This is a genomic window from Luedemannella helvata (assembly GCF_039528415.1).
In the GTDB taxonomy this organism is placed as follows: Bacteria; Actinomycetota; Actinomycetes; order Mycobacteriales; family Micromonosporaceae; genus Luedemannella; species Luedemannella helvata.
Map to the genome: position 1 here is coordinate 86,068 of NZ_BAAALS010000008.1, position 23,617 is coordinate 109,684.

The following is a 23,617-nucleotide window of genomic DNA, read 5'->3' on the forward strand; positions in this document are numbered from 1 at the left end:
CGTGTCCATCCCCCTCGTAGACCTGAAGGCGCAGCACGCGGAGGTGGCCGAGGAGGTCGCCATCGGGTTCAAGCGCGTCATGGAGAACACGGCGTTCGTCGGCGGCGAGGAGGTCGCGGCGTTCGAGCGCGAGTACTCGGCGTTCTCCGGCGTCGGGCACACCGTCGGCGTGGCCAACGGTACGGACGCGATCGAGCTGGCGCTGCTCGCGGCGGGCGTCAAGCCGGGCGACGGGGTGATCCTGCCGGCCAACACCTTCATCGCCACGGCCGGCGCGGCCGCCCGCGCGGGCGCGCGCATCGTGCTGGTCGACATGGACCCCGACACCTACCTCATCGACACGGACGCGGCCCTGTCCGCGGTCGACGGCGGCACCAAAGCGATCGTCCCGGTGCACCTGTACGGCCAGCTCGCCCCCGTCGAGCGGCTGCGCGAGGGCCTCGCCGGCACCGAGGGCATCGTGATCATGGAGGACGGCGCGCAGTCGCAGGGCGCCACCCGGTTCGGCAAGGCCGCCGGCGCCGGCGGTGTCTCGTCCACCAGCTTCTACCCCGGCAAGAACCTCGGCGCGTACGGCGACGCCGGCGCGGTCGTCACGGACGACGAGGCGCTCGCCACCACGGTGCGCACGCTGGGCAACCACGGCGGGCTCAAGAAGTACGCGCACGACATCATCGGCATGAACAGCCGCCTCGACGGCCTGCAGGCGGTCGTGCTGCGCGCCAAGCTCACCCGACTGGCCGCGTGGAACGCCGCCCGCCGCGCCGCCGCCGCCCGCTACGACGCGCTGCTCGCCGACGTCGACATCGTGCGGCCGGCGACCCTGGAGGGCAACGAGCACGTGTGGCACCTGTACGTGGTGCGCGTGCCCGGCGACGGTACCCCGGCCCGGCGCGACGAGGTGCTCGGCAAGCTCAACGCGGCCGGCATCGGCGCGGGCATCCACTACCCGCAGCCGGTCCACCTCACCCCGGCGTACGCCGGGCTCGGCTACCGGGCCGGCGCCTTCCCGCACGCGGAGGCCGCCGCCAACGAGATCCTGTCGCTGCCGCTGTTCCCGCAGATCACGGTCGACCAGCAGGAGGCTGTCGTGGCGGCGCTGAAGGCGGCCCTGGCCTGACATGTACATCACGGTGCGCGACCGGCCCGGGGCGGATCAGCTCCGGTCCGGGCCGCGTGCCCGCGTCGCCTCGACGGTCGTCCTGCTGGGCGTCGTCAGCATGCTCACGGACGTCTCCTCGGAGATGGTCAACGCCGTCCTGCCGATCTACCTGACCGCCCACGTCGGCATCAGCCTGCTCGGGTACGGCATCATCGACGGGCTCTACCAGGGCGTCAGCTCGCTGGTACGGGTGGCCGGCGGGTACGCGGCCGACCGGGGGCGCCGGCCCAAGTGGGTGGCCGTCATCGGGTACGGCCTGTCGGCCCTGTCGCGCATCGCGCTGCTGCCCGCGCAGACCATGGGTGCCATCACCTCGGTCGTCGTCGCCGACCGGCTCGGCAAGGGGCTGCGCACCGCGCCGCGGGACGCGCTCATCGCCGACGCCGCCGACCCGGCCGCCCTCGGCCGCTCCTTCGGCGTGCACCGGATGCTCGACACCATCGGCGCCGCGCTCGGGCCGATCGCCGCGTTCGCGCTGCTGTTGCTGCTGCCCGACGGGTACGACGCGGTGTTCGTGGTGTCGTTCGCCGTCGCCCTGGTGGGGCTCGCGGTGCTGGTCCTGTTCGTCCCGAACCGCCGCCTGGGCCGGGCCTCGGCCGCGCAGAAGCCGTCGCGCCGCGACATCCTGCGGGTGCTGACCACCCCGGCGCTGCGCCGGCCGCTGCTCGCCGCCGCGCTGCTGGGGCTGCTCACCGTCGGCGACGGGTTCCTCTACCTGACCCTGCAACAGCGCGACGACCTCGCCGCCCAGTACTTCCCGCTGCTGGCCGTGGGCACCAACGTGGCGTACCTGGCGCTGGCCGTCCCGCTCGGGCGCCTCGCCGACCGGGTCGGCCGGGGCCGGGTCTTCCTCGGCGGGCACCTCGCCCTGCTCGGGGCCTACCTGGCGGCCGGCTCGCTCACCGGCGGGTGGGCCGCCACGGCCGTGGCGCTGGTGTTCTTCGGGGCGTACTACGCGGCCACCGACGGGGTGCTGCCGGCGCTGGTGAGCCGGCTCGTTCCGGACAACGGCCGGGCGACCGGGATCGCGGCGGCGCAGACTGTGGTGGTGGTCGCCCGGTTCGCCTCGTCGCTCGGCTTCGGCGCGCTGGCCCTGAACCTCGGCACGGCATCCGCGCTGCTCGCCGTCGTGCCGGCACTGGCCGTCGCCCTGCCGGTGGCCGCCTGGTTGATGCGCCCCCGCCCGGACGCCGCCGCGGAGGCGGCATGACGTCGCGCACCCGGCTGGCGATCTTCGCGGCCGTCGCGGTGCTCGTCGTGCTCGGCGCGGCGGGCTACGTCGTGCGCCAGGCCGCCCGCCAGCAGGCCGCCCAGAGCGCCGCCACGCCCGTGGCGACCAACGACGACCTCGCCGCCGTCACGGCCGTGCCGCACCTGGCGTTCCGCAGCACGGCGCTCGGCGACACGTACGGGCGGGTGGCCCTCGCCCCGCTGAGCGACCCGGACGGGCCCCGCACCTTCACCCGGGCGGCCTGCGAGCGCGTCTACGCCCGGGCGGACACCGCCATCTGCCTGTCCGCGCACCGCGGCCTGGTCACCACGTACCAGTCGCACCTGCTCGGCCCCGACTGGGACGTGCGGCGCGAGCTGCCGCTGACCGGGCTGCCCAGCCGGGCCCGCCTGTCCGCCGACGGGTCGCTCGTGGCCACCACGACCTTCGTGTACGGCGACTCGTACGCGATGCCGGGGCAGTTCTCCACCCGTACGCTCGTCAGCCGCGCGGCGGGCGGGCCGAGCGAGGACCTGGAGCAGTTCCGGCTGCTGGTGAACGGCAAGCAGATCAACGCGGCCGACCGCAACGTGTGGGGCGTGACGTTCGCCGACGACGACACGTTCTACGCCACGGCCGCGTCCGGCGGCACGACCTGGCTGGTGCGGGGCAGCCTGCGCGAGCGGACCCTGACGGCGCTGCGCGAGGACGTGGAGTGCCCGTCGCTGTCGCCGGACGGCACCCGCATCGCGTTCAAGAAGCACGGAGATCTGCCGGCCGGGCAGTGGCGGCTGGCCGTACTCGATCTCGCCACGATGCGCGAGACCGTACTCGCGGAGCAGCGCAGCGTGGACGACCAGGCCGAATGGCTCGACGACAGCCGAGTGGTCTATGGTCTGCCCCGCACGGGCGGGGCGGCGGCGACCAGCGACATCTGGGTGGCCGACGCCGATGGCGGGGGAACGCCGCGGGTCCTGGTGCACGATGCCTGGTCGCCGTCGGTGAGCCGATGACAATTCAACATTCGAGCAGGGGACCGGGCATGACCCAGAGCGCGACTGCCGCGACCGGCGGCGTTTTTGCGGACGAGCGGGAGCTCGCCGACTGCACCGCCATCATCGTGACCTACAACAGCGCGGCCGACGTGGGTGGCCTGCTCGACTCGCTGCCCGCGGCGGCGGACGGGCTGCGGGTGCGCGTCCTCGTGGTCGACAACGACTCCGCCGACGACATCGCCTCCGTGGTGGCCCGCTACCCGGGCGTGCAGCTCGTGCCGTCGGGCGGCAACCTGGGCTACTCGGGCGGCATCAACGTCGGCCGCCGCCACCTCGGCCCCACCCGGGCGGTCCTGATCCTCAACCCGGACCTGCGGGCGGCGCCCGGGTCCATCCGCCGGCTCTGCGCGGCGCTGACCGAGCCCGGCGTCGGCGCCGTGGTGCCCCGGATGCTCGGTGAGGACGGGCACACGTCGCCGTCGCTGCGCCGCGAGCCGTCGTTGCTGCGTTCGGCCGCCGACGGCCTGCTCGGCGCCAAGTGGCGCAACCGCCCGGCCGCGCTGTCGGAGATGGTGTGGCGCACGGACGCCTACGACGCGCCGGCCAATGTGGACTGGGCCACCGGCGCGGCGCTGCTCATCGCGATCGAGGCCGACCAGCGGGTCGGCGCCTGGGACGAGGAGCGCTTCTTCCTCTACTCGGAGGAGACCGACTACTGCCGGCGGTTGCGCGAGTCCGGCTACGCGGTGCGCTACCTGCCCGACGCGGTGGTGACGCACAAGGGCGCGGGTTCGGGTACGGGCCCCGCGCTCGTCGCGCTCACCGCGGTCAACAAGGTGCGCTACTACCGCAAGTACCACGGACGGGTGGCGAGCGCGGCGTTCCGGCTCGTGGTCATCGGTACCCAGCTGCTGCGGGCCAACCGGCCGGGCCAGCGCCGCGCGCTGCAGGCGCTGGTGTCCGAGCGCCGCTGGGCGGAGCTGCCCGGTCCCTCCCGGACGGGCAACCGATGAAGATCCTCGTCTACCCGCACGCGATGGAGCTGGGCGGCAGCCAGCTCAACGCGATCGAGCTGGCCGCCGCGGTGCGCGACCTGGGGCACCAGGTCGCCATCATCGGCGAGGACGGCCCGCTCAGCCGGCGGGTGGAGGAGCTGGGCCTGGAGCGGATGGCGATCCCGGCGCAGCGCCGCCGGCCCTCGCCGGCTGTGGCCAAGCAGCTGCGCGCGCTGGTGCGCCAGTACGACATCGACATCATCCACGGGTACGAGTGGCCGCCCGCGCTCGACGCGGTCGCGGCCGTGTTCCCGAACGAGCGCGCCGTGGCCATCTGCACGATCATGTCGATGGCCGTGGCGCCGTTCCTGCCGGGCAACATGCCGCTCATCGTGGGTACGGAGGCGCTGCGCCAGCACACCGCCCGCAAGCGTTCCGGCCCCACGTACCTGATCGAGCCGCCCGTGGACATGAAGGCGAACTCGCCGGGCCAGCCGGTGCGCGAGTTCCGCGACCGGTTCCTGGGCAGCACCCACCAGACGATCGACATTGGGGTCGTGTGCCGGCTCGTGCCCGAGCTGAAGCTGGAGGGCGTGCTCACGGCCGTCGATGTGGTGGGGGAGCTGGGGCTGCGCTGGCCCGTACGGCTGGTCATCACCGGCGACGGCGACGCGCGCGACCAGGTCGCGCAGCGCGCGGCCGCGGCGAACCAGCGCGCGGGCCGGGAGGTCGTCGTGCTGACCGGGGAGCTGGTCGACCCGCGTCCGGCCTACGACGCCGCCGACATCATGCTCGGCATGGGCGGCTCGGCGCTGCGCGCACTCGCCTTCGGCAAGCCACTCGTCGTGCAGGGGGAGCAGGCTTTCTGGCAGCTGCTCACGCCCGACAGCGTCGACCTCTTCCTCAGCCAGGGCTGGTACGGCATCGGCAACGGCACCGGCGGGGCCGAGCGCCTGCGGGCCATCCTGGAACCACTGATCATGGACAGCGCGCTCCGCGAGAACCTCGGGGAGTACGGGCGACAGCTCGCGCTGCGGCGGTTCAGCCTGGAACGGGCGGCCCTGCTGCAGGAGGAGATCTACCGCAGCGCGCTGGCGTCCCGGCACACCTCGGCCGTGCGCCAGGCCACGGTCGGCGCCCGGTCGGCCGTCCTGCTCGCCTCGCACAAGGTGCGCCGCAAGGTCGACCGCATGCGCGGCACGGCCAAGAGTGACGACATGAACGCGGTGACCCTGGCCGCCGAGGCCATGAAGGAGGAGCGCAGGCCCTGACCTCGGCCCGTCGGGCGGCTCAGTTTGGCACTAGCGCCAATAGGTTTGTTGTGCAAACCTATTGGCATGACAACTGACTCCGTGCCGGCCGCTGGCGATGCCCGCCGGCTGCTGACCGACGTGCGCGCGCTCGCCCACCGGGTGCGCCTCGACCAGCGGGCCACCTGGGTGGCACTGCTAGTGCTGTCCGCGGTGACGTTCGCGGCGATCCCGCTGGACTGGGCCTTCCTCGACAGCACCTGCTCCTCCGTGGCCGACGGCATGCGTTGCGAGATCAGGCACGCGGCGTTCTTCTGGCCCCCGGCGCTGCTGCTGGCGTACGCGGCGATCGCCTGGTGCTACGTGCGGGTCGCTCGAGCGCGCGGGCTCGGCACCCGGGTGCTGCCCTATGTGGTCACCGGCGTCGCGCTGACCGCCCTGCACACCGCCGTGTGGCTGTCGTTCCGCCTGTACCTCGACACCCACCCGGTGCCGACCGAACCGTTCCCGTACTGGGTGATGCTGCTGGACCGGCTGGTCGCACCCTGGGGCACGATCGGCGTCGCCCTGCTGGTGCTGGCCTGGCTGGAACGCAACGTCGGGTTGGCGGTGTTCACCCTCGGCTACCTGGCGATCGTGCTGGTGCCGATCAACACGATCTGGCGGCCCGCCCAGGATCCGACGCCGGACATGTCCCTGGCGCCGCAGGTCATCAACGGCGTCGTGCTGCTCGCCGGCGCGGTCGGCTTCGCGCTCGAGCGCCGATGGCCCCGAGCCCCGCACATCGTCAACGCCGTACTCCTGACGCTGACCGTGGTCGGCTTCGTGCTCGCCCTGCGGTGGCACCGGTGGTGACGGCCGAATCCGGGGCTCCGCAGGCCGCGCACCCGGTCTCCGGACTCGACGACGTGGTGCACCAGCGCGTGCGGCTGGGCATCCTGGCCATCGCGCACGAGGCGCGCCGGGTCGAGTTCGGTTACCTGCGCACCCAGCTGGACCTGACCGCCGGCAACCTCTCGCAGCACCTCGGGGTCCTCGAGACGGCCGGCCTGATCGAGGTGGAGAAGGGGTACGCCGGCAAGCGGGCCCGCACCTGGATCACGCTCACCGCCGCGGGCAGCACCGCGCTCGCCGAGGAGATGGAGCGGCTCAAGCAGCTCATCGCCCGCGTCGAGACCGCGGCCTCCGGGCACCAGGCGACATCAGGCGCGCAATCCGGTCCGGATCTCAATGCGTGATCAGTCGGCCATCCGCCCGAACCACTGTCGGCTCAGCTGGCGACCGGGACTGTCCACATAGCATAGATTCACGGCGGACTGCCCCCCAGCCGAGGAGATGACGATGCCCTTCTGCCCACCGCGTGTGGCCCGCATTGGTGCCGTTCTGGTGACCGCAGCCGCGTTCGCCCTGACCGGATGCGACGATCCCGGCGCGACCACGGGCACCGAGATTGTCGTCGGGTCCCCGTCCGCCGCCGCCACGCCCCCGGGCGGCAGCGGCACCGGGGCGAGTGGCCTGCCTGACGTCTGTACCCTGCTCACCAAGGAGGAGGTCACGGCGTTGGCCGGGGGCGCGTCGGTCCTTCAGGTCGACCGCGACGACGCGGCTCCTGACGCGACCGTCCGGTACTGCCAGTGGCAGCTGTCCGGGGCACGGCTGGCCATCCAGCTCGGGCCCACCACCGAGGCGGATTTCGGCACCAACCACCCCGACTCGGAGCCGGTGACGGACCTCGGCTACGACGCGCACTTCTTCTCCAACCACCTCTTCATCCGCAAGGGCCACATTGAGGTCGACATCTACGCCACCACCCCCGCGGGCGGCGACGCGGACAAGCTCTTCGCGAAGGCCGCGGCGACCCAGGTGCTGCCCCGGCTGCCGTGACGCTGTCGTAGCAGCACCGTCGTAGCCACACCGAGGCCACCTACGTACGGAATCGAGACCGTGATTCGGTGCGTAGGTGGCCTCGGCGCGTAGCGGGCTAGGCGGGGGTCGACTCCGGGTTGGTGGAGCGTAGGGACTTGAGGGTGGCGCGCATCCGGTAGAGGACCGCCGCCATCGCGGCCATCCCGACCAGGCCGACGAGCGGCAGCACCACCCAGTCGTTCGTCACGAACACCTGGATCAGCAGGACCAGGCCGGCCACCACGGCGCCCGCCGCGATCGGCATCGCCACGCTGCCGGCGATGGATCGGGGCCGGATGCCGGCGCGGCTGAGTTCCCGCAGGTACAACGGCAGCACCACGAGCAGGCCGGTGGCGAACTGCGCGGCGGCGGCGCCGGGCAGGCCGAAGAAGTGCGAGCCCACCCAGATCGACGGGGCGAGCGCGATGAGCCAGACCACCTGGATGGTGAACACCGCGCGGGTGTTGGCCAGCACGACGAAGAAGTCGTAGATCAGCTCGAAGAAGATGCGCAGCGCGCCCAGCGCCGCCAGCCACGGCAGCACGGTCGCGGAGGCCTCCCACGCCGTACCGTAGACGATGCGGATCAGCGGGTACGGCGCGGTGGCGAGCAGCACGCAGGCCGGCAGGGCGATCGCCCCGAGCAGGCCCGACGACATGAGGAAGGCCCGGTTCATGCGGGGCTTGTCGTGCTGCAGGCGCGCGAACGCCGCCGGGGCCACCGCGCGCATCGGCGTGGAGAAGATGCTCACCGGCAGGTTGGAGAGGTTGAACGCGTTCGTGTAGATGCCGAGCGACCGCACGCCGAAGAGGGCGCCCACCACCATCTTGTCGATGTTGCCGGCGGCGAAGACGACGATGCTCGACCCGGCCAGCGGCAGGCCGAACGTCAGCAGCTTGCGGGCGATGGCGCGGTCGAAGCCGAAGCGCAGGCCCTCGGGGGCAAACCAGATGAACAGCGCGGCGCCCACCACGCTGCCGGCGAGCGTGCCGACCGCGAGGCTCATGGCGCCCATGCCGGCCACCGCGCAGGCTATGGAGGTGAGCGGGCTGACGATGGCGGTGGTCAGGTCGGCGACCGTGCGCTTGTCCTGCCGGAAGCCGCGCTGCAGCAACGCGACGGGCACGGCCACGAGCCCGCTGATGATGACGCTCAGGGTGAGTACCCGGATGACCGGCGTGGCGCCCGGGGCGCCCATGGCGGACGCGATGAACGGCGTGGCGAAGAAGCAGCCGATGTAGATGATGACGCTGGACAGCACCGAGATGGTCGCCACCGTCGGTGCGATCTCCCGCGGGTGGCCGGGCCACCGGACGATCGCCAGGCTCACGCCCAGTTCGTTGAAGCTGAGGATGGCGAGCTGGAAGACCAACGCCAGGGCGTAGACGCCGAACTCGTCCGGACCGAGCAGGCGGGCGATCCAGATGCCGAACGCGATGCGGCCCACCCGGCCGAGGATCGTGCTCGCCAGGCTCCAGCCGAGCGCCTTGCTGGCTTTTCGGCCGAGCCCGCTGCTCTCGTCCTCGCCGTCGGTGGGCGCGGGGGCGGCGGGCGGCTCGTCGGGCGGCGATCCGGGCGTACCGGCGCCGCGCGGTGCGTCCTGGGCGATCAGGTCCGGGAGCCCGGCCATCTCGACCGTCTGGTCCAGCGGGGAGGCGTCCAGCGGGTCGATGGCCGGCGCCGGGTAGGGCGCCGGCGCCGTGCGCTGCGCGGGCGGAGCCCAGGGCGCGGCGGTGACCAGCGTGTCCGCGGTGTCCAGGTCGTCGGGCTCCGGCCGGCGGTGGCGGCCGCCCGTGGCGGGGTTCTCCACGGCGGTCCTCCCGTCAGTTGGCGGTCGTCACCCGCACCGCGAGCGGCGGTGAGGCGGGGCCGATGTTCACGCTGTCGTCGATGGCACGCGCCAGCACCCGCGTCGTTTCCCGGGTCGCCGTGAAGGTATAGGACCAGAAGGTGGTGCCCATCGCCGGGCGCCAGGTGTCGCCGCCGTCGAGGGAGACCTCGACCGCCGCGACGCGACCGTCGGCGTTGTCGGCCGCGCTGCCCTGAACGGTGATCTCCTCGCCGACCTTGACCTGCGGGCGCTTGGGCCACGTGATGGCCGCCGTCGGGGCCGTCTTGTCCGTGGACGCGGTCGCCTCGACCATCCCGTCCATCAGCGTGGTGGGCTGCACGCCCATGTCCGCGAACAGGTTGATCGTCGCCTGCTGCAGGCGCGGGTCGGCCGGCTCCTGCGCGCCGTCGTGCTGGGGGTCGAGGCCCCACGCGTACTGGATCGTCCCGGCGCTGAACACGAGCGCGCCGCTGCGGGCGCGGTAGAGCGTCAGGTGGTGGGTCGTGGTGCCCGGCGTCACGATGCGTCCCTCGTCCCGCAGGTACTCCGGCGTGGGGCCGACCGTGGTGGACATCCGGATCAGGCCCTCCGGGCGGTACCCGTTGTCCAGGTCCTCGTTCGACTCGTACCCGACCGTGTGCGGGGCGAGCGTGGCGGTCTGGCCGGCGGTCATCGTGGAGATGCTGGTGTTGCGCCACAGCCGCAGCCGGGCCTGCTCGGTCGACACCTGTAGGGCCAGGTCGGTCGAGTTGGCCACGTAGGCCGTGCCGGTGAGGGCGTTCTCCGGCTCGCCGACCGTCGCCGTCTCGGCGAACCGCCGGTCACGCCAGGTGCCGGTCCACTCCTTGGACGGGTCGATCTTCGCGTCGGCCCAGGTCTCCTTGTAGCAGACCAGCGTCCGGTACGGGGTGCTCGTGCCGTCCTGGCTGGGCTCCCAGCGGGTGCGCCAGTAGACCTCGTTGCCGCTGAAGAAGGCCAGGTGCACCCCGGCGTCGCGGGCGGCCTCGACATTGGTCCGCTGCTTGGCCGACCAGTACTCGTCGTGGCCGACCGACAGGAACACCTTGTGGTTCTTGAGCAGTTGGCCGCGGCGGTCGGAGTCCACGCCGGTCGTGTACGTCACGTCGTACCCGTTGCGCTCCAGGAACCGGATCATCGGGTACTCGTTGGCGAAGAAGAAGTCCTGCCCGCGGTTGAGGCCCCGGGTGGCGAACGGCCGGTTGTAGGACAGCTTGTACGCCCGGCCGTGCGCCTCACCCTGGTAGAAGCTCGACCCGCCGTACGTGTTGTACGCCTGCCACGACGTGTCCGAGGTCTGGAAGACCATGGCCGCCTTGCTGCTGTCGTCGCGTACCACGAAGACGATGTGGCTCGACCCGCCCGTGTCGGGGCGGGTCAGCTTGGCCAGGTAGACCCCGGAGACGGCGTCGCCCGGCACCGTCCACGACGCGGACACCGACCAGTTGCCGCAGTCCAGCAGCTCGGTCGCGGGATCGGTGAGGCACAGGGGCTGCCGGCGGGCCACGATCGTGCCCGGGTCCAGCGAAGCGATCTTGCGGGCGCCCGCTCCGCCGTACCACCCCACCCGGTAGATGTCGACATCGAACGCGCTGGCCTCGGTGTCCACCTTGAAATCGATGCGCTCGCCGAGGTTCACGCTGATGTCGGTCGAGTAACCCTGGATGGACGCGTCGCCGGCCTTGTCGATGTCCCACTCCGGGGACCGGCCGCCGGCCCAGGCCGACGCGTCGGCGTCGCGGCGCGAGTTCTCGCAGACGATCAGGTTGCCGTCCGCGCACGGGTCGTCGGCGGCCAGAGCCGGAGCGACGACCAGGGTGGTGGCCGTGACGCCGACCAGCGCGAGCGCCGTGACGAGCAGCCGAGCCTGGCGCAGCAGTCCCCGCATCTTGAGATGACCGTCCTTCGTGCTCGTGGTTACCAGGGGTTGCGGGTGCCGTGCCCGCGCGACGGGTCCGTTGGGACGATCATGATGCCGGTGTCGTTGTCGTCCGGCTCGTCGTCGTGACCGAGCTCCGGGGACAGCGGCGGCCACTGGGTGGGCACCGGGGTGCTGGGCGCGGTCGGGGCCGCCGTGGTCCGCAACGGCGACATCGTGCCCACCATGGTGACCTCGTCCGAGGGCGGCAGGTCCCAGTCGTCCGCGGGTGGCGGGTCCTCGAACGTGGCCAGTCGCATCGGGGCCGGCCCGGCCGGCCGGGCCGCGCGCTCCGCCTTTTCCGCCTCCCCGGCGCTCGCGGCCGTGCTGCGGTACAACGTGGCCGGCGGCGCGATGTTCGCGGCCGCGCGCTCGCGCAGGATGCGCGCCATGGCCAGCCCGAAAAGGAAGATCCCGGTGAGTACGAGCGCCAGCACGCCGAGGGTCACCGGCCCCGCGTAGACGCCGAACCCGGTGCGCAGGTAGGTGATGTGGCTCAGCGCGGCGGGCCCGAGCAGCACGGTGCTGGTCGTCAGGGCGGCGACCGCGACGGCCAGGGTACCCACGGTCTCGGTGGGGGTACGGGTGCCGGGCTGGTCGGTCGCCTCCGGCCGCAGCAGCGGGGTCAGCGTCGCGCCCAGGGCCAGCGCGGCGCCCCCGACGAGCAGCATCGCCTGCATCGCGCCGGGGGAGTGGACCTCGGTGCGCACCGAGCGGCCGAGCAGCACCACGCCGCCCGCGCCGGCCAGCAGGCCCAGCGCGTCCCAGGGCAGCGCCCGGGGCACCCGGCGGGCGAGGAGCACGCCGGCCAGGGCCGCCGCCGCGCCGACGACCACGACGGCGGCACCCGCCGACCGCTGGGCGAGCAGGTCGACCTGCAGGCCGACCGGCAGCAGCAGGCCGAGGCCGGCGGCGGTGACGATGAGGCGCACGAGCGGCGCGCCCGCGCGGCGGTAGCCGTACCAGATGAGCAGGACGAGCACGGCGGCCGCCACCGCGTACGGCAGGACGGTGTCGACCGTGGCGGCCAGGTTGGCGCGCTTCTCGCTCAGCGCTCCGCGCAGCTTGCCCGACACGGTCTCGCGTACGCGCCAGCCGATGACCGGCAGCACCATGACCCCGATCACCACGAGGACCGGGGCGACGGCCCGGCGCACCCCGATGCGGGGCAGGCGGTCCAGGTCGATGCGCGGGTCCGTGCGGTCGGCCACGGTGGCCGCCACGCCGACGACGGCGAGCATTCCGAACAGCACGACGCCGGGCAGGTCGCCGACAGTGCCCAGGCCGGCGCGGCCGACGACGACGGCGAACGCGAGCGGGGCGATGACGAGGCCGGCCGCGAGCCCGCAGCCGATCGCGAGCCGCAGCCGGGCGGTGGCCTCCGCCGCGGCCAGCAGCACGCCACCGAGCGTGACCGCGCCGGCTACGGCGAGCATGAGGGTGGCGGCATCGGCCTCGGCCGCGCTCGGTGCCCCGCCCTCGGTCAGCAGGGCGGTCGTGGCCGCGATGAGGGCGCCGCCGGTGGCCACGGGCCACCCGCAGCGCTCCCCGATGAGCCACCGCACGATCCCCCAGCGGGGGACGAGCGCGATGACGGCGACGGTCAGCGCGATGACGAGCGGCGCGCGCCCGACGGGCAGCGTCGGGTCCACCATCCGCAGGTACGCCGTGTCGTTCAGCGCGCCCAGGGCCCCCACGCTGATGACCAGGCCCAGTGCGGCCGCGGCGGCGGACTGGATGGTGCTGGCGACGACCCGTCGACGCCTCGCGCGGTGCGACGGCCGCGCTTGAGCCGAACCCATCCGACACTCCTCCCCGGCAAAAACTGGTGTCACCCTACTTGCTCGGGTTGGGAAGGTCAGTCGGCGATGGGTGCTGCATATGCGACACCTCACCGATCCGGGTCAGCTCAGGCGCGCGCTCCCGCCTCCGCCTCCTCGTCGCCGGTCGGCGGGGCCGGGGCGGGCGACGCCGACCGGGCCCGCGCCCTGGTCGCGTTGATCATCGCCTCGGCGCCGGCCTTCGCGGCGGTGAGGATGTGCTCGGCGTCGGCGCGCATGTGCTCGGCGTCCGCGAGCGCCTCGGCGGCGGCCGCCCGGTCGCGCTCCGCCTCGTCGCGGGACTTGCGGGCCTCCGCGGTGAGCCGGTCGATCTCACTGCGCACGGACTCGGCCTGCTGGTTGGCGCGCTCGACCTCGGCGTGGGCCGCGCGGACCCGGCCAGCGGCCTGCTCGGCCTCGGCCCGGGCCTGCTGGGCCTTGGCGCTCGCCTTCTCCATGTCCGACTTCGCCTGGGCCAGCGCCGTGGCGTGGGCCTTGGCCTCGGACTCCGTGCGCTGCACCTCGGCCTTGGCCTCGCGCAGCTCCACCTCGGCGGCGGCCTTGAGTTCGTCTGCCCGGGCGCGCAGGTTCGCCGCGTACGTCTCCGCCTCGGAGCGCAGCTCGCGGGCGTGCGTCTCGGCGGCCTGCCGCAGGTTGTTCAGCTCCTGCTCGACCTCGGCGCGACGCTGGGCCAGCTCGCGCTCGGCCGCCCGCCGCCGGTTCGACAGCTCCTCCTCCAGCGCGGCGCGCTGCTGCGCGAGCTCCTGGTCGAGCTGGTCGCGCACCCGCATGGCATGCGCGTCGGTCTCGCTGCGCACGCGCTCCACATACTCCGCGGTGGCCTTGCCGGCGCGCTCCGACTCCTGCTTCGCCGCCTCGTAGCGGGCCTCGGCCTCGGCGCGCACCTGCCGCGCCCGCTCCTCCGCGGCCGCCACCTCGGCATCGGCCGCCTCACGACGCTGCGTGAGCGCGGCCTCCTCCTCGGCACGGCGCGCGGCGAGCGAGATCTCGAAGTCCCGCGTGGCCGACGCGGCCTCGGCCCGGGTCTTCTCCAGCAGCTGCTCGATCTCGGCCTGGTGGTCGGCGATGCTCTCCAGCGCCTCGGCCTTGATGGCCTCGGCCTGATCCTCGGCGAGCGCGAGGATCTGCTCCACGCGGGGACCCAGGTGGCGGAACGAGACGTTGGTGGGTGCCGGCGCGGTCGCGCTCCTGCGCGCCACCGCCAGCTCCTGTTGCAGCTGGTGCACCTGCTCCGTGAGCGCACGCAGCTGATCCAACGCTTCGTCGCGCTCCCCAGCGAGCGCCACGATCTCCCCTTCCGCCTGGGTGACGTAACGGTCGACCTGCTTGCGTTCGTAGCCGCGTAGGGCGGTCTCGAACGGGGTGGGTTCGGTCGTCATACCGTTCGTCAGGGTGTAGAGCTCCGCGCCGTGTGCCATAGGCCTATCCTCACACGCGATGTCCCGTCACGCGCGGCGCGCGCGCTTGGCGTGACGGGACGGCGGTCGATGGTGGTCAGCCGTTGGCCGCGACCCGCTGCGTCGCGTCCGCGTCCTTGTCGGTCTTGGCGGCGGGCTTGCCGCCGTTCGGGACACCCGGGACGATTCCGGCCAGGCCCGAGAGCATCTGGCCCAGCTGCGCCGTGACGGCGTCCTTCTGCCGGGTCAGGTCCTCGACCTCGCGGCGGGCGGCCGTGGTGGTCATCTCCGCCTCGCTGCGCGCGTCGCTGAGCACCCGGTGCGCCTCGGCGCGGGCCTCGTTGATGGTCTTCTCCGCCAGCGCCTTGGCCTTCTCCACGGTGTCGGTCGCGTGGCGCTCGGACTCGACGCGGCGCACCTCGGCGCGCTGCTCGATCTCCTTGGCCCGCTCCTCCGCCGCCCGCGCCCGCACCTCGGCCTCGCCGACCAGCTTCTGCGTGTTGGCGACCGCCGCGGCGTGGCGCTGCGACTCCTCGCGCTCGGCCTTCTCGCGGCGCTCGGCCAGCTCCAGCGCCAGGGCCTGCAGGTCCTTGTCGCGCTTGTCCTTCGCCTCGGCGTGCAGCTTGGCGGCCTCGGCGCGCTTCTCCTCGGCGTCGCGCGCGGCCTTGGCCCGCAGCTGCGTGATCTCGCGCTCGGCGGTGGCCCGCAGCGTCGCGACCTCGCGCTCGACCGTGGCCTTGAGCTCGGCGACCTCGTGCGCGGTGGCGGTGCGCAGCTGCTTGGTCTCCCGGTCGGCGTCGGCACGCAGGGTGTCGGCCTCGCGGCGGGCCTGCACGCGCATCTCGGCGGCCTCGCGCTCGGCGGCGGTGCGCAGGTTGCCCGCCTCCCGCTCGGCGGACGCCTTCATGGCGGCAGCCTCGGCGCGCGCCTTGTCGGTGATCTCGCGGGCTTCGAGGCGGGCGCCGGACAGGATGCCCTCGGACTCCCGCTTCGACTCGCCGCGGTGCTCGTTGGCCTGCTCCTCGGCCAGCCGCAGGATCTGCTCGACCCGGGTGCCCAGGCCAGACAGCGTCGGGCGGCTGTTCTCCTCGATCTGCTTGGTCTGGTCCGTCAGCTTCTGCTGCGCTGAGCTGAGCGCCTGCTCCGCCTGGCGGGTGCGGCGCTGCGCCTCGGTCAGCCGCTGCTCCGCCTCAGCCCGAGCCGTCTCGGACTGGGCGAGGGCAGCGTTGAGCCGCTGCACGAAGTCGTCAACCTGAGGACGGTCGTAGCCACGGAGCACGACAGTGAAGTCAGGCTGGGAGTTTGCGTTGTCAAAGAACGCCAGAGAAGACTGCTGCTGGGGCATGTGGCACATACTTGCAGAACCACCCTGCCCTTTCGCAAGGGCGTACGGCCATGTCTGCCCTCATGCTGATGGACATCTTGTGCGGCACCGCCATGATCGGCGGTAGCGGGCAGTAAACGGCCGCCTTATCCGGCGTGTCGTAAAAGCGGAAACACCAGACATGAAAGACGTTATTTCCGCATCTTCCGTCACTGGACGTGACAGAAAAATCAATTGTCGCGTTTATTCCCGCGGCGCCTCGACCAACTCGATGAGCACCCCGCCGGCGTCCTTCGGGTGGACGAAGTTGATCAATGAGCCGCCGGTGCCCCGGCGTGGCTCGTCATAGAGCAGGCGTAGCCCCCGCTCGCGCAGCGCGGCGGACGCCGCCGCCACGTCGCGCACCGTGTAGGCCACCTGCTGCACCCCCGGCCCCGAGCGGTCCAGGAAGCGGGCGATGGCCGACTCCGGGGTCAGCGGGGCCAGGAGCTGCACGACGCCGCCCTCGGGCCCCACGTCGAGCATGGCCTCCTCGACGCCCTGCTCGACGTTGGTCTCCCGGTGGGCGCAGCGCATCCCGAACACCCGCTCGTAGAACTCCACCGCCTCGTCCAGGTCCGTGACGGCGATCCCAACGTGGTCAATGCGCAGCAGGCCGATCTTCTCCATGGAGCTAGTCTTACCCGAACCAGCGTTAAGGCGCGAGCGACGGGTAGGTCGGCATGTCCACGGTCATCGTCAACGGGGCCCGCACCCCCATGGGTCGGCTCCTCGGCAATCTCAAGGATCACTCCTCCACGCAGCTGGGCGCGGCCGCCATCCGGGCAGCTCTCGCGCGGGCGGGCGTCGCCCCGGAGCAGGTCGACTACGTGATCATGGGGCAGGTGCTCCCGGCCGGGGCCGGCCAGATGCCGCCGCGGCAGGCCGCCGTCGCCGCCGGGATCCCCATGTCGGTGCCGTCGCTGGGCATCAACAAGGTCTGCCTCTCCGGGCTCACCGCGATCGGGCTGGCCGACCAGCTCATCCGTGCCGGCGAGGTCGACATCGTGGTCGCCGGCGGTATGGAGTCGATGACCAACGCCCCGCACCTGCTGCGCAACCAGCGCACCGGGTTCAAGTACGGCGACGTGACCATGGTCGACCACATGGCGTTCGACGGGCTCACGGACGCGTACGACGAGGTCTCCATGGGCGAGTCGACCGACCGGCACACCGCCCGCCTCGGCATCACCCGCGAGGAGCAGGACGCGTTCGGCGCTGCCAGCCACCAGAAGGCCGCCGCCGCGCAGAAGAACGGCGTCTTCGCCGACGAGATCGTGCCCGTCGAGGTGCCCCAGCGGCGCGGCGACCCGCTCGTCATCGCGGAGGACGAGGGCGTGCGCGGCGACACCACCCCGGAGATCCTGGCCAAGCTGCGTCCCGCGTTCGGCGCCGGCGGCACCATCACCGCGGGCACCTCGTCGCCGATCTCCGACGGCGCGGCCGCCGTCGTCGTCATGAGCCGCGCCCGCGCCGAGGCGCTCGGCCTCACCTGGCTCGCCGAGATCGGCCCGCACGGCAGCGTCGCCGGCCCCGACAACTCCCTGCACAGCCAGCCGTCCCGGGCCATCGAGAAGGCACTGGCCAAGGTCGGCGCCACCGCCGCCGACCTCGACGTGGTCGAGATCAACGAGGCGTTCGCGGCCGTCGGCATCCAGTCGACCCGCGACCTCGGCATCTCGCCCGACATCGTCAACGTCAACGGCGGCGCCATCGCGCTGGGTCACCCGGTCGGCGCCTCCGGCGCCCGCCTCGCCCTCACCCTGGCCCTCGAGCTGCGTCGACGCGGCGGCGGCCTCGGCGCCGCGGCCCTGTGCGGCGGCGGCGGCCAGGGCGACGCGCTCCTGCTGCGCGCATGAGCGAGCGTCCGCGAGCGAATCGTCAGCGTAGGTTCGGCTCATGGCGGCGCCGGGGCGCAGCGGAGGTGAGGGCATGAGCGAGCGTCCGCGAGCGAATCATCAGCGCGGGTTCGGCTCATGGCGGCGCCGGAGCGCAGCGGAGGTGACGGCATGAGGGCCGACCTTGCCGCGGCTGTCGCCGCCGCCCGCGGCGGCGACGCGCGGGCGGTGGCCCGGCTCATCAGCCTCGTCGAGCGGGGCGGCGACGGACTGGCCGAGCTGGCCGCACTGCTGGCCGCCGACACCGGCCGCGCCGAGGTGATCGGCCTGACCGGCGCTCCCGGCGTGGGCAAGTCGACCACCACGAACGAGCTGGTCCGCGCGCTGCGCGCGGCCGGGCGCCGGGTGGGGGTGCTCGCCGTCGACCCGTCCAGCCCGTTCACCGGCGGGGCGATCCTCGGCGACCGGGTGCGCATGCAGGACCACGCCACCGACTCGGGGGTGTTCATCCGGTCCATGTCCAGCCGCGGCCACCTCGGCGGTCTCGCCGCCGCGACGCCCATGGCCGTACGGGTGCTGGAGGCGGCCGGCTGCGACGTCGTCCTCGTCGAGACGGTCGGCGTGGGGCAGGCCGAGGTGGAGATCGCCAGCCTCGCCGACACCACGATCGTGCTGCTCGCTCCCGGCATGGGCGACGCCATCCAGGCGGTGAAGGCCGGCATCCTCGAAGTCGCCGACATCTTCGTCATCAACAAGGCCGACCGCGACGGGGCGGACGTCACCTACCGCGACATCCAGGGCGCTATCGCGCTCGGCGAGCGCGCGCCGGGTGACTGGCGCCCGCCCGTCCTGCGCACCGTCGCCGCGCGCGCGGAGGGCATGGACGACATCCTCGCGGCGCTCGGCAAGCACCGCGCCTGGCTCGTCGAACACGACGTGCTCGCCCGCCGGCGACGCGAGCGCGCCGAGGTCGAGATCGGCCGCATCGCGCTGGGCCGGCTGCGCGCGCGGCTGGAAGCCGTCACGGGCGACGCCGGCCTGCCCGCCCTCGCCGCCGAGGTCGCCGATGGCGCTGCCGACCCGTACACGGCGGCAGCGAAGCTGCTCGCGGCCCTGGACCGACGCGCGGACGGCGACCACCGCTGAGCGTCGGCTTTCCGGCCGGGGGTTGGCAGAGCCGGGCCGGGCAGCGAAGATGGCGCGGTGGCGGACGGGGTGGCCCGAACCGCCGCGTGGGGGAGGGCAAACACGTGAGCGAGACCCTCGTGGTCGACCGGGTGACGGTCGCCTACGACAAGCATGTCGTGCTGCGGGACGTGTCGGTGACCGTGGAACCAGGCACGGTGCTCGCCGTGACCGGGCCGTCGGGCGCGGGCAAGACCACGCTGCTGTGGGCCATGGCCGGGCTGATCAGGCCCGCCGGAGGGGTGGTCAGCGTCGACGGCGCCCAACTGCGCGACCGCGACCAGGCCGTGGCCGCCGAGGTCGTCCTCGTGCCGCAGGACAACGGCCTCGCGCCGATCCTGACGGCGCAGGAGAACATCCAGGTCGCGCTCGTCGCGAACGGCATCTCGCCGGCCGAGGCGCGCCGGCGCACGGTCGACACCCTGGACTCGGTGGGCCTCGCCGAGCAGGCCGACCAACTCGTCGAGGAACTCTCGGGCGGTCAGCAGCAGCGCACCGCGGTGGCCCGCGGCCTCGCGCTGCGCGGTCGCGTGCTGCTCGCCGACGAGGTGACCAGCGAACTCGACGCGCAGAACCGCCAGCGCGTCATCGACCTGCTGCGCGCCGAGGCCGAGCGGGGCGCCGCCGTGGTCTTCGCGACGCACGACCCCGAGGCCGCGGCGCTGTGCGACCGCGAGCTGCACCTGCTCGACGGCACCGCCGAGTACCTGCGCTGAGCAAGGAGAGAAACGGATGAGCGAGACCGATACCGCCGCGCCCTCGACCCAGGTGGAGGTCGTCGACGGTGCCCAGCAGACCGCCGCCGAGTTCGCCGACCGTGCCCGCGAGACCGCCACGGAGTACGCGGACAAGGCGCGTGAGACGGCCGGGGAGTACGCGGACAAGGCGCGCGAGACGGCCGAACGGGTCAGCGCGGCCACCGGGCGGATCACCTCCGACCTGGTGGAACGCATGCGCAACAACGCCGAGCTGACCGCCGACCGGGGCACCACCACGATCGCCAACGAGGTCGTGGAGAAGATCGCGGCCATTGCGGCGCGCGAGGTGCCCGGCGTGTATGACCTGGGCGGGGACGTCGCCCGGCTGTTCGCCTCCGTCAAGGAACGCATCGGGTTCGGCCGGGACAAGGACGGTGGCGAGTCCGCCGACCAGGGGGTCAAGGTGCGCCTTGAGGGGCGCCAGGCCACGGTCACGGTCACCCTGGTCATCGAGTACGGCTTCGTCGTCCACTCGGTGACCGACAGCGTGCGGATGAAGGTGATCGGCGCGGTCGAGAATCTGCTGGGCCTGGAGGTCACGGCCTGCGACATCGTGGTCGACGACGTCCACGTGCCCGACAAGGGCCCGGTCGGCGACGACGAGTCCCGCGCGCCGGAATACCACTGACCCTGCGCCTCGCGCCGCCGGTCGGGCGGCGCCCCTGGCGCGCCCTCAACGGCAAGGTGCGCACTTTGGCGCCTACCGGTGGGCCGGATGCCGCCGAAGTGCGCACCTTGTTGAGGCCTGTTACGGCATCTTGACCGTGATGGACATGATGCTGAAGCCCTGGATCGGGCGACCGTCACCCTGGTCGTACGAGTTGTCCTGGCCCTTCAGGGCGATCGTGTCGATGATGTCCATGCCCTTGGTCACCACGCCGAACGGCGTGTACGCGTTGCTGAGCGCGCCGTCCTTGAAGTTGATGAAGAACTGGCTGCCGTTGGTGTTCGGGCCCGCATTGGCCATCGCCACCACGCCGCGCTCGTAGACCTGGTCGGCCTGCGCCTCAAGGTTCTCGTCGCCGTACACGTACGCGGGGCCGCCGCCGCCCGTGCTCGTCGGGTCGCCGCACTGCAGGATGCCGATGCTCGCCTCCGGCCCGGCGCTGGTCAGCCGGTGGCAGGTCGAGTCGTTGAAGAACTTCTTCTCCCCGAGGTAGTGGAAGCTCCACGCCGTGCAGGGCGTACGCGCCACGTTGATGGCGATCTCGATGACGCCCACGGTCGTGTTCATCGTCATCGTCGCGATGCCCTTGCGCGGCTCGCCCTTCGGCGGCGTACCGACATCCTTGTGATGCTCCTGCGGCGCGGGCGTCCACGTGCACGCGGCCGGCGCGGTGGCCGGGTCGGTCGTGTCGAGCTGCGCGACCGGGCCGCCCAGGGCCGCCTGCGCCGGGGCGCTCGTGGCGGCCGGCGGCGGTGCGGCGGCCTTGTTCCCCTCGTCGTCGTCCGAGGTACCCAGGGCGGTGAGGCCCCAGACGCCGAGCGCCAGGACGAGAACCGCGATCACCGCGCCGACGATGGCCGGCGTGGACGACCCGCGCTTGTCGGCGAGCAGCGGTCGCGCGTCGTCGTCATCGGTGTCGTCCTCGACGTCCGCGTCGTCCTTGCCGGTCGCGGCCCGGTTGGTCGCGGCCTTGCCGGTCGCGTCCTTGTCGGTCGCGGCGTCGGCGTCGGCGTCGACGTCGCTGGCCGGGCTGGCGTCGGTGTCCACTTTGGCCTCGTCCGCCTTGGCGGTCCCGTTCGCCGCGGCCCGCTTCGGCTTGGGGTTATCGGTCGCCTCGGCGACGTCGGACTCGTCGGGCGGAGTGGTCTCAGTCACGGTCGTGAAGAGTACAACCGGTCCTTTCCGCATGCACGAATCGACGAATCTTTCACGATCATGCGGCCGTGGGGAGTCTGTCGGTCGCGAAAGTTGCGACTCTGGTGATGCGGAGTTGGGCGGGGCGCGCCCAGGCCGTCGCGGCGATGCCCCGGGCGGGGAGGTTCGCCATAGTCGTGCTTTTGGTGGGGGTGTGGGCGGGGAGGTTCGCCATAGTCGTGCTTTTGGCGGGGGTGCGGGTGGCGAGGTTCGCCATAGTCGTGCCTTTGGCGGGGGTGCGGGCGGGGATGTGGGCGGAGGCCCGCCCAGGTCGTGGTTTTGGTGGCGGGGAGGGGGCCCGTTCGCCGGTATCGCGTGCGGGCAGGTGGTGCGGGTGCCGGCGCAGTTCCTTAGCAATCGTTAAGGTTGCGGCATAGGATCGTGGGGACCACTCCAAGCGCGGAGGCTGAGCATGGATCCTGCGGAGATCGAGGCCGGGCGGAAACGCTGGTCGGACCGGTACGCCGCGTCGCCTGTTCGGGACGCGGATTTCACCACGCTGTCCGGCGACGAGGTCGAACCCGTCTACGGCCCGCCGGAAGGCGTCGAGGTCCCCGGGTTCGAGCGGGTCGGCTGGCCGGGGGAGTTCCCGTACACCCGGGGCCTGTACCCGTCGGGTTACCGGGGCCGGTCGTGGACCATCCGGCAGTTCGCCGGGTTCGGCAACGCGCGCCAGACCAACGAGCGGTACAAGATGATTCTGGGCGCGGGTGGGGGTGGGCTGTCCGTCGCGTTCGACATGCCGACGCTCATGGGCCGCGACTCGGACGATCCGCACGCGATCGGCGAGGTGGGGCACTGCGGCGTGGCCGTGGACTCGGCCGCCGACATGGAGGTGCTGTTCGACGGCATCGACCTGGCGACGACCACCACCTCGATGACGATCTCCGGCCCGGCCGTGCCGATCTTCTGTATGTACCTCGTGGCGGCCGAGCGGCAGGGCGCCGACATCGGCAAGCTCGACGGCACCCTGCAGACGGACATCTTCAAGGAGTACATCGCGCAGAAGGAGTGGATCTTCGCGCCGGAGCCGCACCTGCGGCTGATCGGTGACCTCATGGAGTACTGCGCGGGCAACCTTCCGCGCTACAAGCCGCTGTCCGTGTCGGGCTACCACATCCGCGAGGCCGGGTCGACGGCCGCGCAGGAGCTGGCGTTCACCCTTGCCGACGGGTTCGCCTACGTCGAGTTGGGCCTTTCGCGTGGCCTCGACGTGAACGGGTTCGCGCCGGGCCTGTCGTTCTTCTTCGACGCGCACATCGACTTCTTCGAGGAGATCGCGAAGTTCCGGGCCGCCCGCCGCATCTGGGCGCGGTGGTTGCGCGACCGCTACGGCGCGACCGATCCGCGTGCGCAATGGCTGCGTTTCCACACCCAGACCGCGGGCGTCTCACTCACCGCGCAACAGCCCTACAACAACGTGGTACGCACGGCGATCGAGGCCCTGTCGGCCGTGCTCGGGGGCACGAACTCGCTGCACACGAACGCCCTCGACGAGACCCTGGCCCTGCCGACGGACGCGAGCGCCGAGATCGCGCTGCGCACGCAGCAGGTGCTCATGGAGGAGACGGGGGTGGCCAACGTGGTCGACCCGCTGGGCGGTTCCTGGTACGTCGAGGCGCTCACCGACCGCATCGAGCGCGACGCGGAGGACATCTTCGAGCGGATCACGGCGCTCGGCGGGGACGGCTCGATGACCAGCGGCATCCTGCGCGGCATCGAGGACGGCTGGTTCACGGCGGCCATCGCCGACTCGGCCTTCGCCTACCAGCAGGCGCTGGAGAAGGGCGCCAAGCGCATCGTGGGGGTCAACTGCCACACCGGCACGGTCACGAGCGATCTGGAGATCCTGCGGGTGTCGCACGAGGTGGAACGGGAACAACGCCGGGTGCTCGGCGAGCGGAAGGCCGGCCGCGACGCCTCCACTGTGGAGATCGCACTCGCCCGGATGGTGGAGGTCGCCCGCGGTGACGGCAACCTCGTCCCGCCGATGCTGGACGCGGTCCGCGCGGAGGCCACGCTTGGTGAGATCTGCGGCGCGTTGCGTGACGAATGGGGCAGTTACCGGGAACCGGCAAGGTTCTGAGCAT

At 72.6% G+C, this 23,617-nt stretch carries 20 protein-coding genes; 13 read left to right on the forward strand and 7 right to left on the reverse strand.

The genetic code is table 11. From position 1 onward, the window contains the following. Nucleotide 1 precedes the first annotated feature (1 nt). The 8 genes from ABD191_RS10425 to ABD191_RS10460 all read left to right on the forward strand — a co-directional run bounded on the left by ABD191_RS10425 (nt 2) and on the right by ABD191_RS10460 (nt 7,496). Nucleotides 2–1,120, forward strand: a complete 1,119-nt coding sequence (locus tag ABD191_RS10425) for a DegT/DnrJ/EryC1/StrS family aminotransferase (protein ID WP_344079370.1) — start codon at nt 2–4, stop codon at nt 1,118–1,120. Nucleotide 1,121: 1 nt separating this feature from the next. Beyond that, nucleotides 1,122–2,372 (forward strand): MFS transporter, encoded by a 1,251-nt coding sequence (locus ABD191_RS10430; protein ID WP_344079372.1) that lies wholly within the window; start codon nt 1,122–1,124, stop codon nt 2,370–2,372. Next, the gene (locus tag ABD191_RS10435) at nt 2,369–3,385 is read left to right on the forward strand and encodes a TolB family protein (protein ID WP_344079374.1); all 1,017 of its coding nucleotides are present in this window, start codon (nt 2,369–2,371) and stop codon (nt 3,383–3,385) included. The genes ABD191_RS10430 and ABD191_RS10435 overlap by 4 nt, the downstream gene beginning before the upstream one ends. 29 nt (nt 3,386–3,414) lie before the next feature. Continuing rightward, on the forward strand, nt 3,415–4,380 hold the full coding sequence (locus ABD191_RS10440) for a glycosyltransferase family 2 protein (RefSeq protein WP_344079375.1): 966 nt from the start codon (nt 3,415–3,417) through the stop codon (nt 4,378–4,380). Next, nucleotides 4,377–5,633, forward strand: coding sequence for a glycosyltransferase (locus tag ABD191_RS10445; RefSeq protein ID WP_344079377.1), 1,257 nt, complete (start codon nt 4,377–4,379; stop codon nt 5,631–5,633). The genes ABD191_RS10440 and ABD191_RS10445 overlap by 4 nt, the downstream gene beginning before the upstream one ends. A 66-nt stretch (nt 5,634–5,699) precedes the next feature. Next, nucleotides 5,700–6,467 (forward strand): hypothetical protein, encoded by a 768-nt coding sequence (locus ABD191_RS10450; RefSeq protein WP_344079379.1) that lies wholly within the window; start codon nt 5,700–5,702, stop codon nt 6,465–6,467. Continuing rightward, nucleotides 6,464–6,850 (forward strand): transcriptional regulator, encoded by a 387-nt coding sequence (locus ABD191_RS10455; RefSeq protein WP_344079598.1) that lies wholly within the window; start codon nt 6,464–6,466, stop codon nt 6,848–6,850. The genes ABD191_RS10450 and ABD191_RS10455 overlap by 4 nt, the downstream gene beginning before the upstream one ends. Before the next feature lie 148 nt (nt 6,851–6,998). Further along, nucleotides 6,999–7,496 carry a DUF3558 family protein gene (locus tag ABD191_RS10460; protein ID WP_344079380.1) on the forward strand — a complete coding sequence of 166 codons (498 nt, stop codon included), beginning with the start codon at nt 6,999–7,001 and terminating at the stop codon, nt 7,494–7,496. A 97-nt stretch (nt 7,497–7,593) separates the two neighbouring features. On the opposite strand, the gene ABD191_RS10465 is transcribed toward ABD191_RS10460, so the two are convergent. From ABD191_RS10465 to mce, 6 genes are all read right to left on the reverse strand, one after another. Next, nucleotides 7,594–9,327, reverse strand: coding sequence for a lipopolysaccharide biosynthesis protein (locus ABD191_RS10465; RefSeq protein WP_344079382.1), 1,734 nt, complete (start codon nt 9,325–9,327; stop codon nt 7,594–7,596). Between the two features lie 13 nt (nt 9,328–9,340). Further along, a complete protein-coding gene (locus ABD191_RS10470; RefSeq protein WP_344079384.1) occupies nt 9,341–11,254 on the reverse strand; it encodes a N,N-dimethylformamidase beta subunit family domain-containing protein in 1,914 nt (637 codons plus the stop codon). A 29-nt stretch (nt 11,255–11,283) separates the two neighbouring features. Continuing rightward, entirely contained in the window at nt 11,284–13,086 is a 1,803-nt protein-coding gene (locus ABD191_RS10475; RefSeq protein ID WP_344079386.1) for a hypothetical protein, read from the reverse strand. 107 nt (nt 13,087–13,193) lie between these two features. Next, nucleotides 13,194–14,543, reverse strand: a complete 1,350-nt coding sequence (locus ABD191_RS10480; protein WP_344079388.1) for a coiled-coil domain-containing protein — start codon at nt 14,541–14,543, stop codon at nt 13,194–13,196. A 76-nt stretch (nt 14,544–14,619) separates the two neighbouring features. Continuing rightward, complete coding sequence (locus ABD191_RS10485) at nt 14,620–15,867, reverse strand: DivIVA domain-containing protein (RefSeq protein ID WP_344079390.1); 1,248 nt, start codon at nt 15,865–15,867, stop codon at nt 14,620–14,622. A 222-nt stretch (nt 15,868–16,089) separates the two neighbouring features. After that, on the reverse strand, nt 16,090–16,515 hold the full coding sequence (mce, locus tag ABD191_RS10490; protein ID WP_344079392.1) for a methylmalonyl-CoA epimerase: 426 nt from the start codon (nt 16,513–16,515) through the stop codon (nt 16,090–16,092). 53 nt (nt 16,516–16,568) lie between these two features. Here mce and ABD191_RS10495 point away from each other — a divergent pair, with 53 nt between their 5' ends. From ABD191_RS10495 to ABD191_RS10510, 4 genes are all read left to right on the forward strand, one after another. Continuing rightward, the gene (locus ABD191_RS10495) at nt 16,569–17,744 is read left to right on the forward strand and encodes an acetyl-CoA C-acetyltransferase (RefSeq protein ID WP_344079394.1); all 1,176 of its coding nucleotides are present in this window, start codon (nt 16,569–16,571) and stop codon (nt 17,742–17,744) included. A 150-nt stretch (nt 17,745–17,894) separates the two neighbouring features. Beyond that, nucleotides 17,895–18,869: a methylmalonyl Co-A mutase-associated GTPase MeaB gene (meaB, locus tag ABD191_RS10500; RefSeq protein ID WP_344079396.1), complete on the forward strand. Its 975-nt coding sequence runs from the start codon at nt 17,895–17,897 to the stop codon at nt 18,867–18,869. 104 nt (nt 18,870–18,973) lie between these two features. Continuing rightward, nucleotides 18,974–19,624, forward strand: a complete 651-nt coding sequence (locus tag ABD191_RS10505; protein ID WP_344079398.1) for an ABC transporter ATP-binding protein — start codon at nt 18,974–18,976, stop codon at nt 19,622–19,624. 16 nt (nt 19,625–19,640) lie between these two features. Beyond that, on the forward strand, nt 19,641–20,294 hold the full coding sequence (locus tag ABD191_RS10510) for an Asp23/Gls24 family envelope stress response protein (RefSeq protein WP_344079400.1): 654 nt from the start codon (nt 19,641–19,643) through the stop codon (nt 20,292–20,294). Nucleotides 20,295–20,414: 120 nt separating this feature from the next. On the opposite strand, the gene ABD191_RS10515 is transcribed toward ABD191_RS10510, so the two are convergent. Next, nucleotides 20,415–21,488, reverse strand: a complete 1,074-nt coding sequence (locus ABD191_RS10515; RefSeq protein WP_344079402.1) for a peptidylprolyl isomerase — start codon at nt 21,486–21,488, stop codon at nt 20,415–20,417. Nucleotides 21,489–21,939: 451 nt separating this feature from the next. Between ABD191_RS10515 and icmA the strand changes: the two genes are divergently transcribed. Next, the gene (gene icmA, locus ABD191_RS10520) at nt 21,940–23,613 is read left to right on the forward strand and encodes a coenzyme B12-dependent isobutyryl-CoA mutase large subunit (RefSeq protein ID WP_344079404.1); all 1,674 of its coding nucleotides are present in this window, start codon (nt 21,940–21,942) and stop codon (nt 23,611–23,613) included. The last annotated feature ends 4 nt before the right edge of the window (nt 23,614–23,617 follow it).

Coding starts and splice junctions, on each gene's coding strand:
- ABD191_RS10440 (WP_344079375.1), top strand. CDS start 3,415: ATGACCCAGAGCGCGACTGCCGCGACCGGCGGCGTTTTTGCGGACGAG.
- ABD191_RS10510 (WP_344079400.1), top strand. CDS start 19,641: ATGAGCGAGACCGATACCGCCGCGCCCTCGACCCAGGTGGAGGTCGTC.
- ABD191_RS10435 (WP_344079374.1), top strand. CDS start 2,369: ATGACGTCGCGCACCCGGCTGGCGATCTTCGCGGCCGTCGCGGTGCTC.
- ABD191_RS10470 (WP_344079384.1), bottom strand. CDS start 11,254: ATGCGGGGACTGCTGCGCCAGGCTCGGCTGCTCGTCACGGCGCTCGCG.
- ABD191_RS10485 (WP_344079390.1), bottom strand. CDS start 15,867: ATGCCCCAGCAGCAGTCTTCTCTGGCGTTCTTTGACAACGCAAACTCC.
- ABD191_RS10495 (WP_344079394.1), top strand. CDS start 16,569: ATGTCCACGGTCATCGTCAACGGGGCCCGCACCCCCATGGGTCGGCTC.
- meaB (WP_344079396.1), top strand. CDS start 17,895: ATGAGGGCCGACCTTGCCGCGGCTGTCGCCGCCGCCCGCGGCGGCGAC.
- mce (WP_344079392.1), bottom strand. CDS start 16,515: ATGGAGAAGATCGGCCTGCTGCGCATTGACCACGTTGGGATCGCCGTC.
- ABD191_RS10480 (WP_344079388.1), bottom strand. CDS start 14,543: ATGGCACACGGCGCGGAGCTCTACACCCTGACGAACGGTATGACGACC.
- icmA (WP_344079404.1), top strand. CDS start 21,940: ATGGATCCTGCGGAGATCGAGGCCGGGCGGAAACGCTGGTCGGACCGG.
- ABD191_RS10430 (WP_344079372.1), top strand. CDS start 1,122: ATGTACATCACGGTGCGCGACCGGCCCGGGGCGGATCAGCTCCGGTCC.
- ABD191_RS10445 (WP_344079377.1), top strand. CDS start 4,377: ATGAAGATCCTCGTCTACCCGCACGCGATGGAGCTGGGCGGCAGCCAG.
- ABD191_RS10450 (WP_344079379.1), top strand. CDS start 5,700: ATGACAACTGACTCCGTGCCGGCCGCTGGCGATGCCCGCCGGCTGCTG.
- ABD191_RS10475 (WP_344079386.1), bottom strand. CDS start 13,086: ATGGGTTCGGCTCAAGCGCGGCCGTCGCACCGCGCGAGGCGTCGACGG.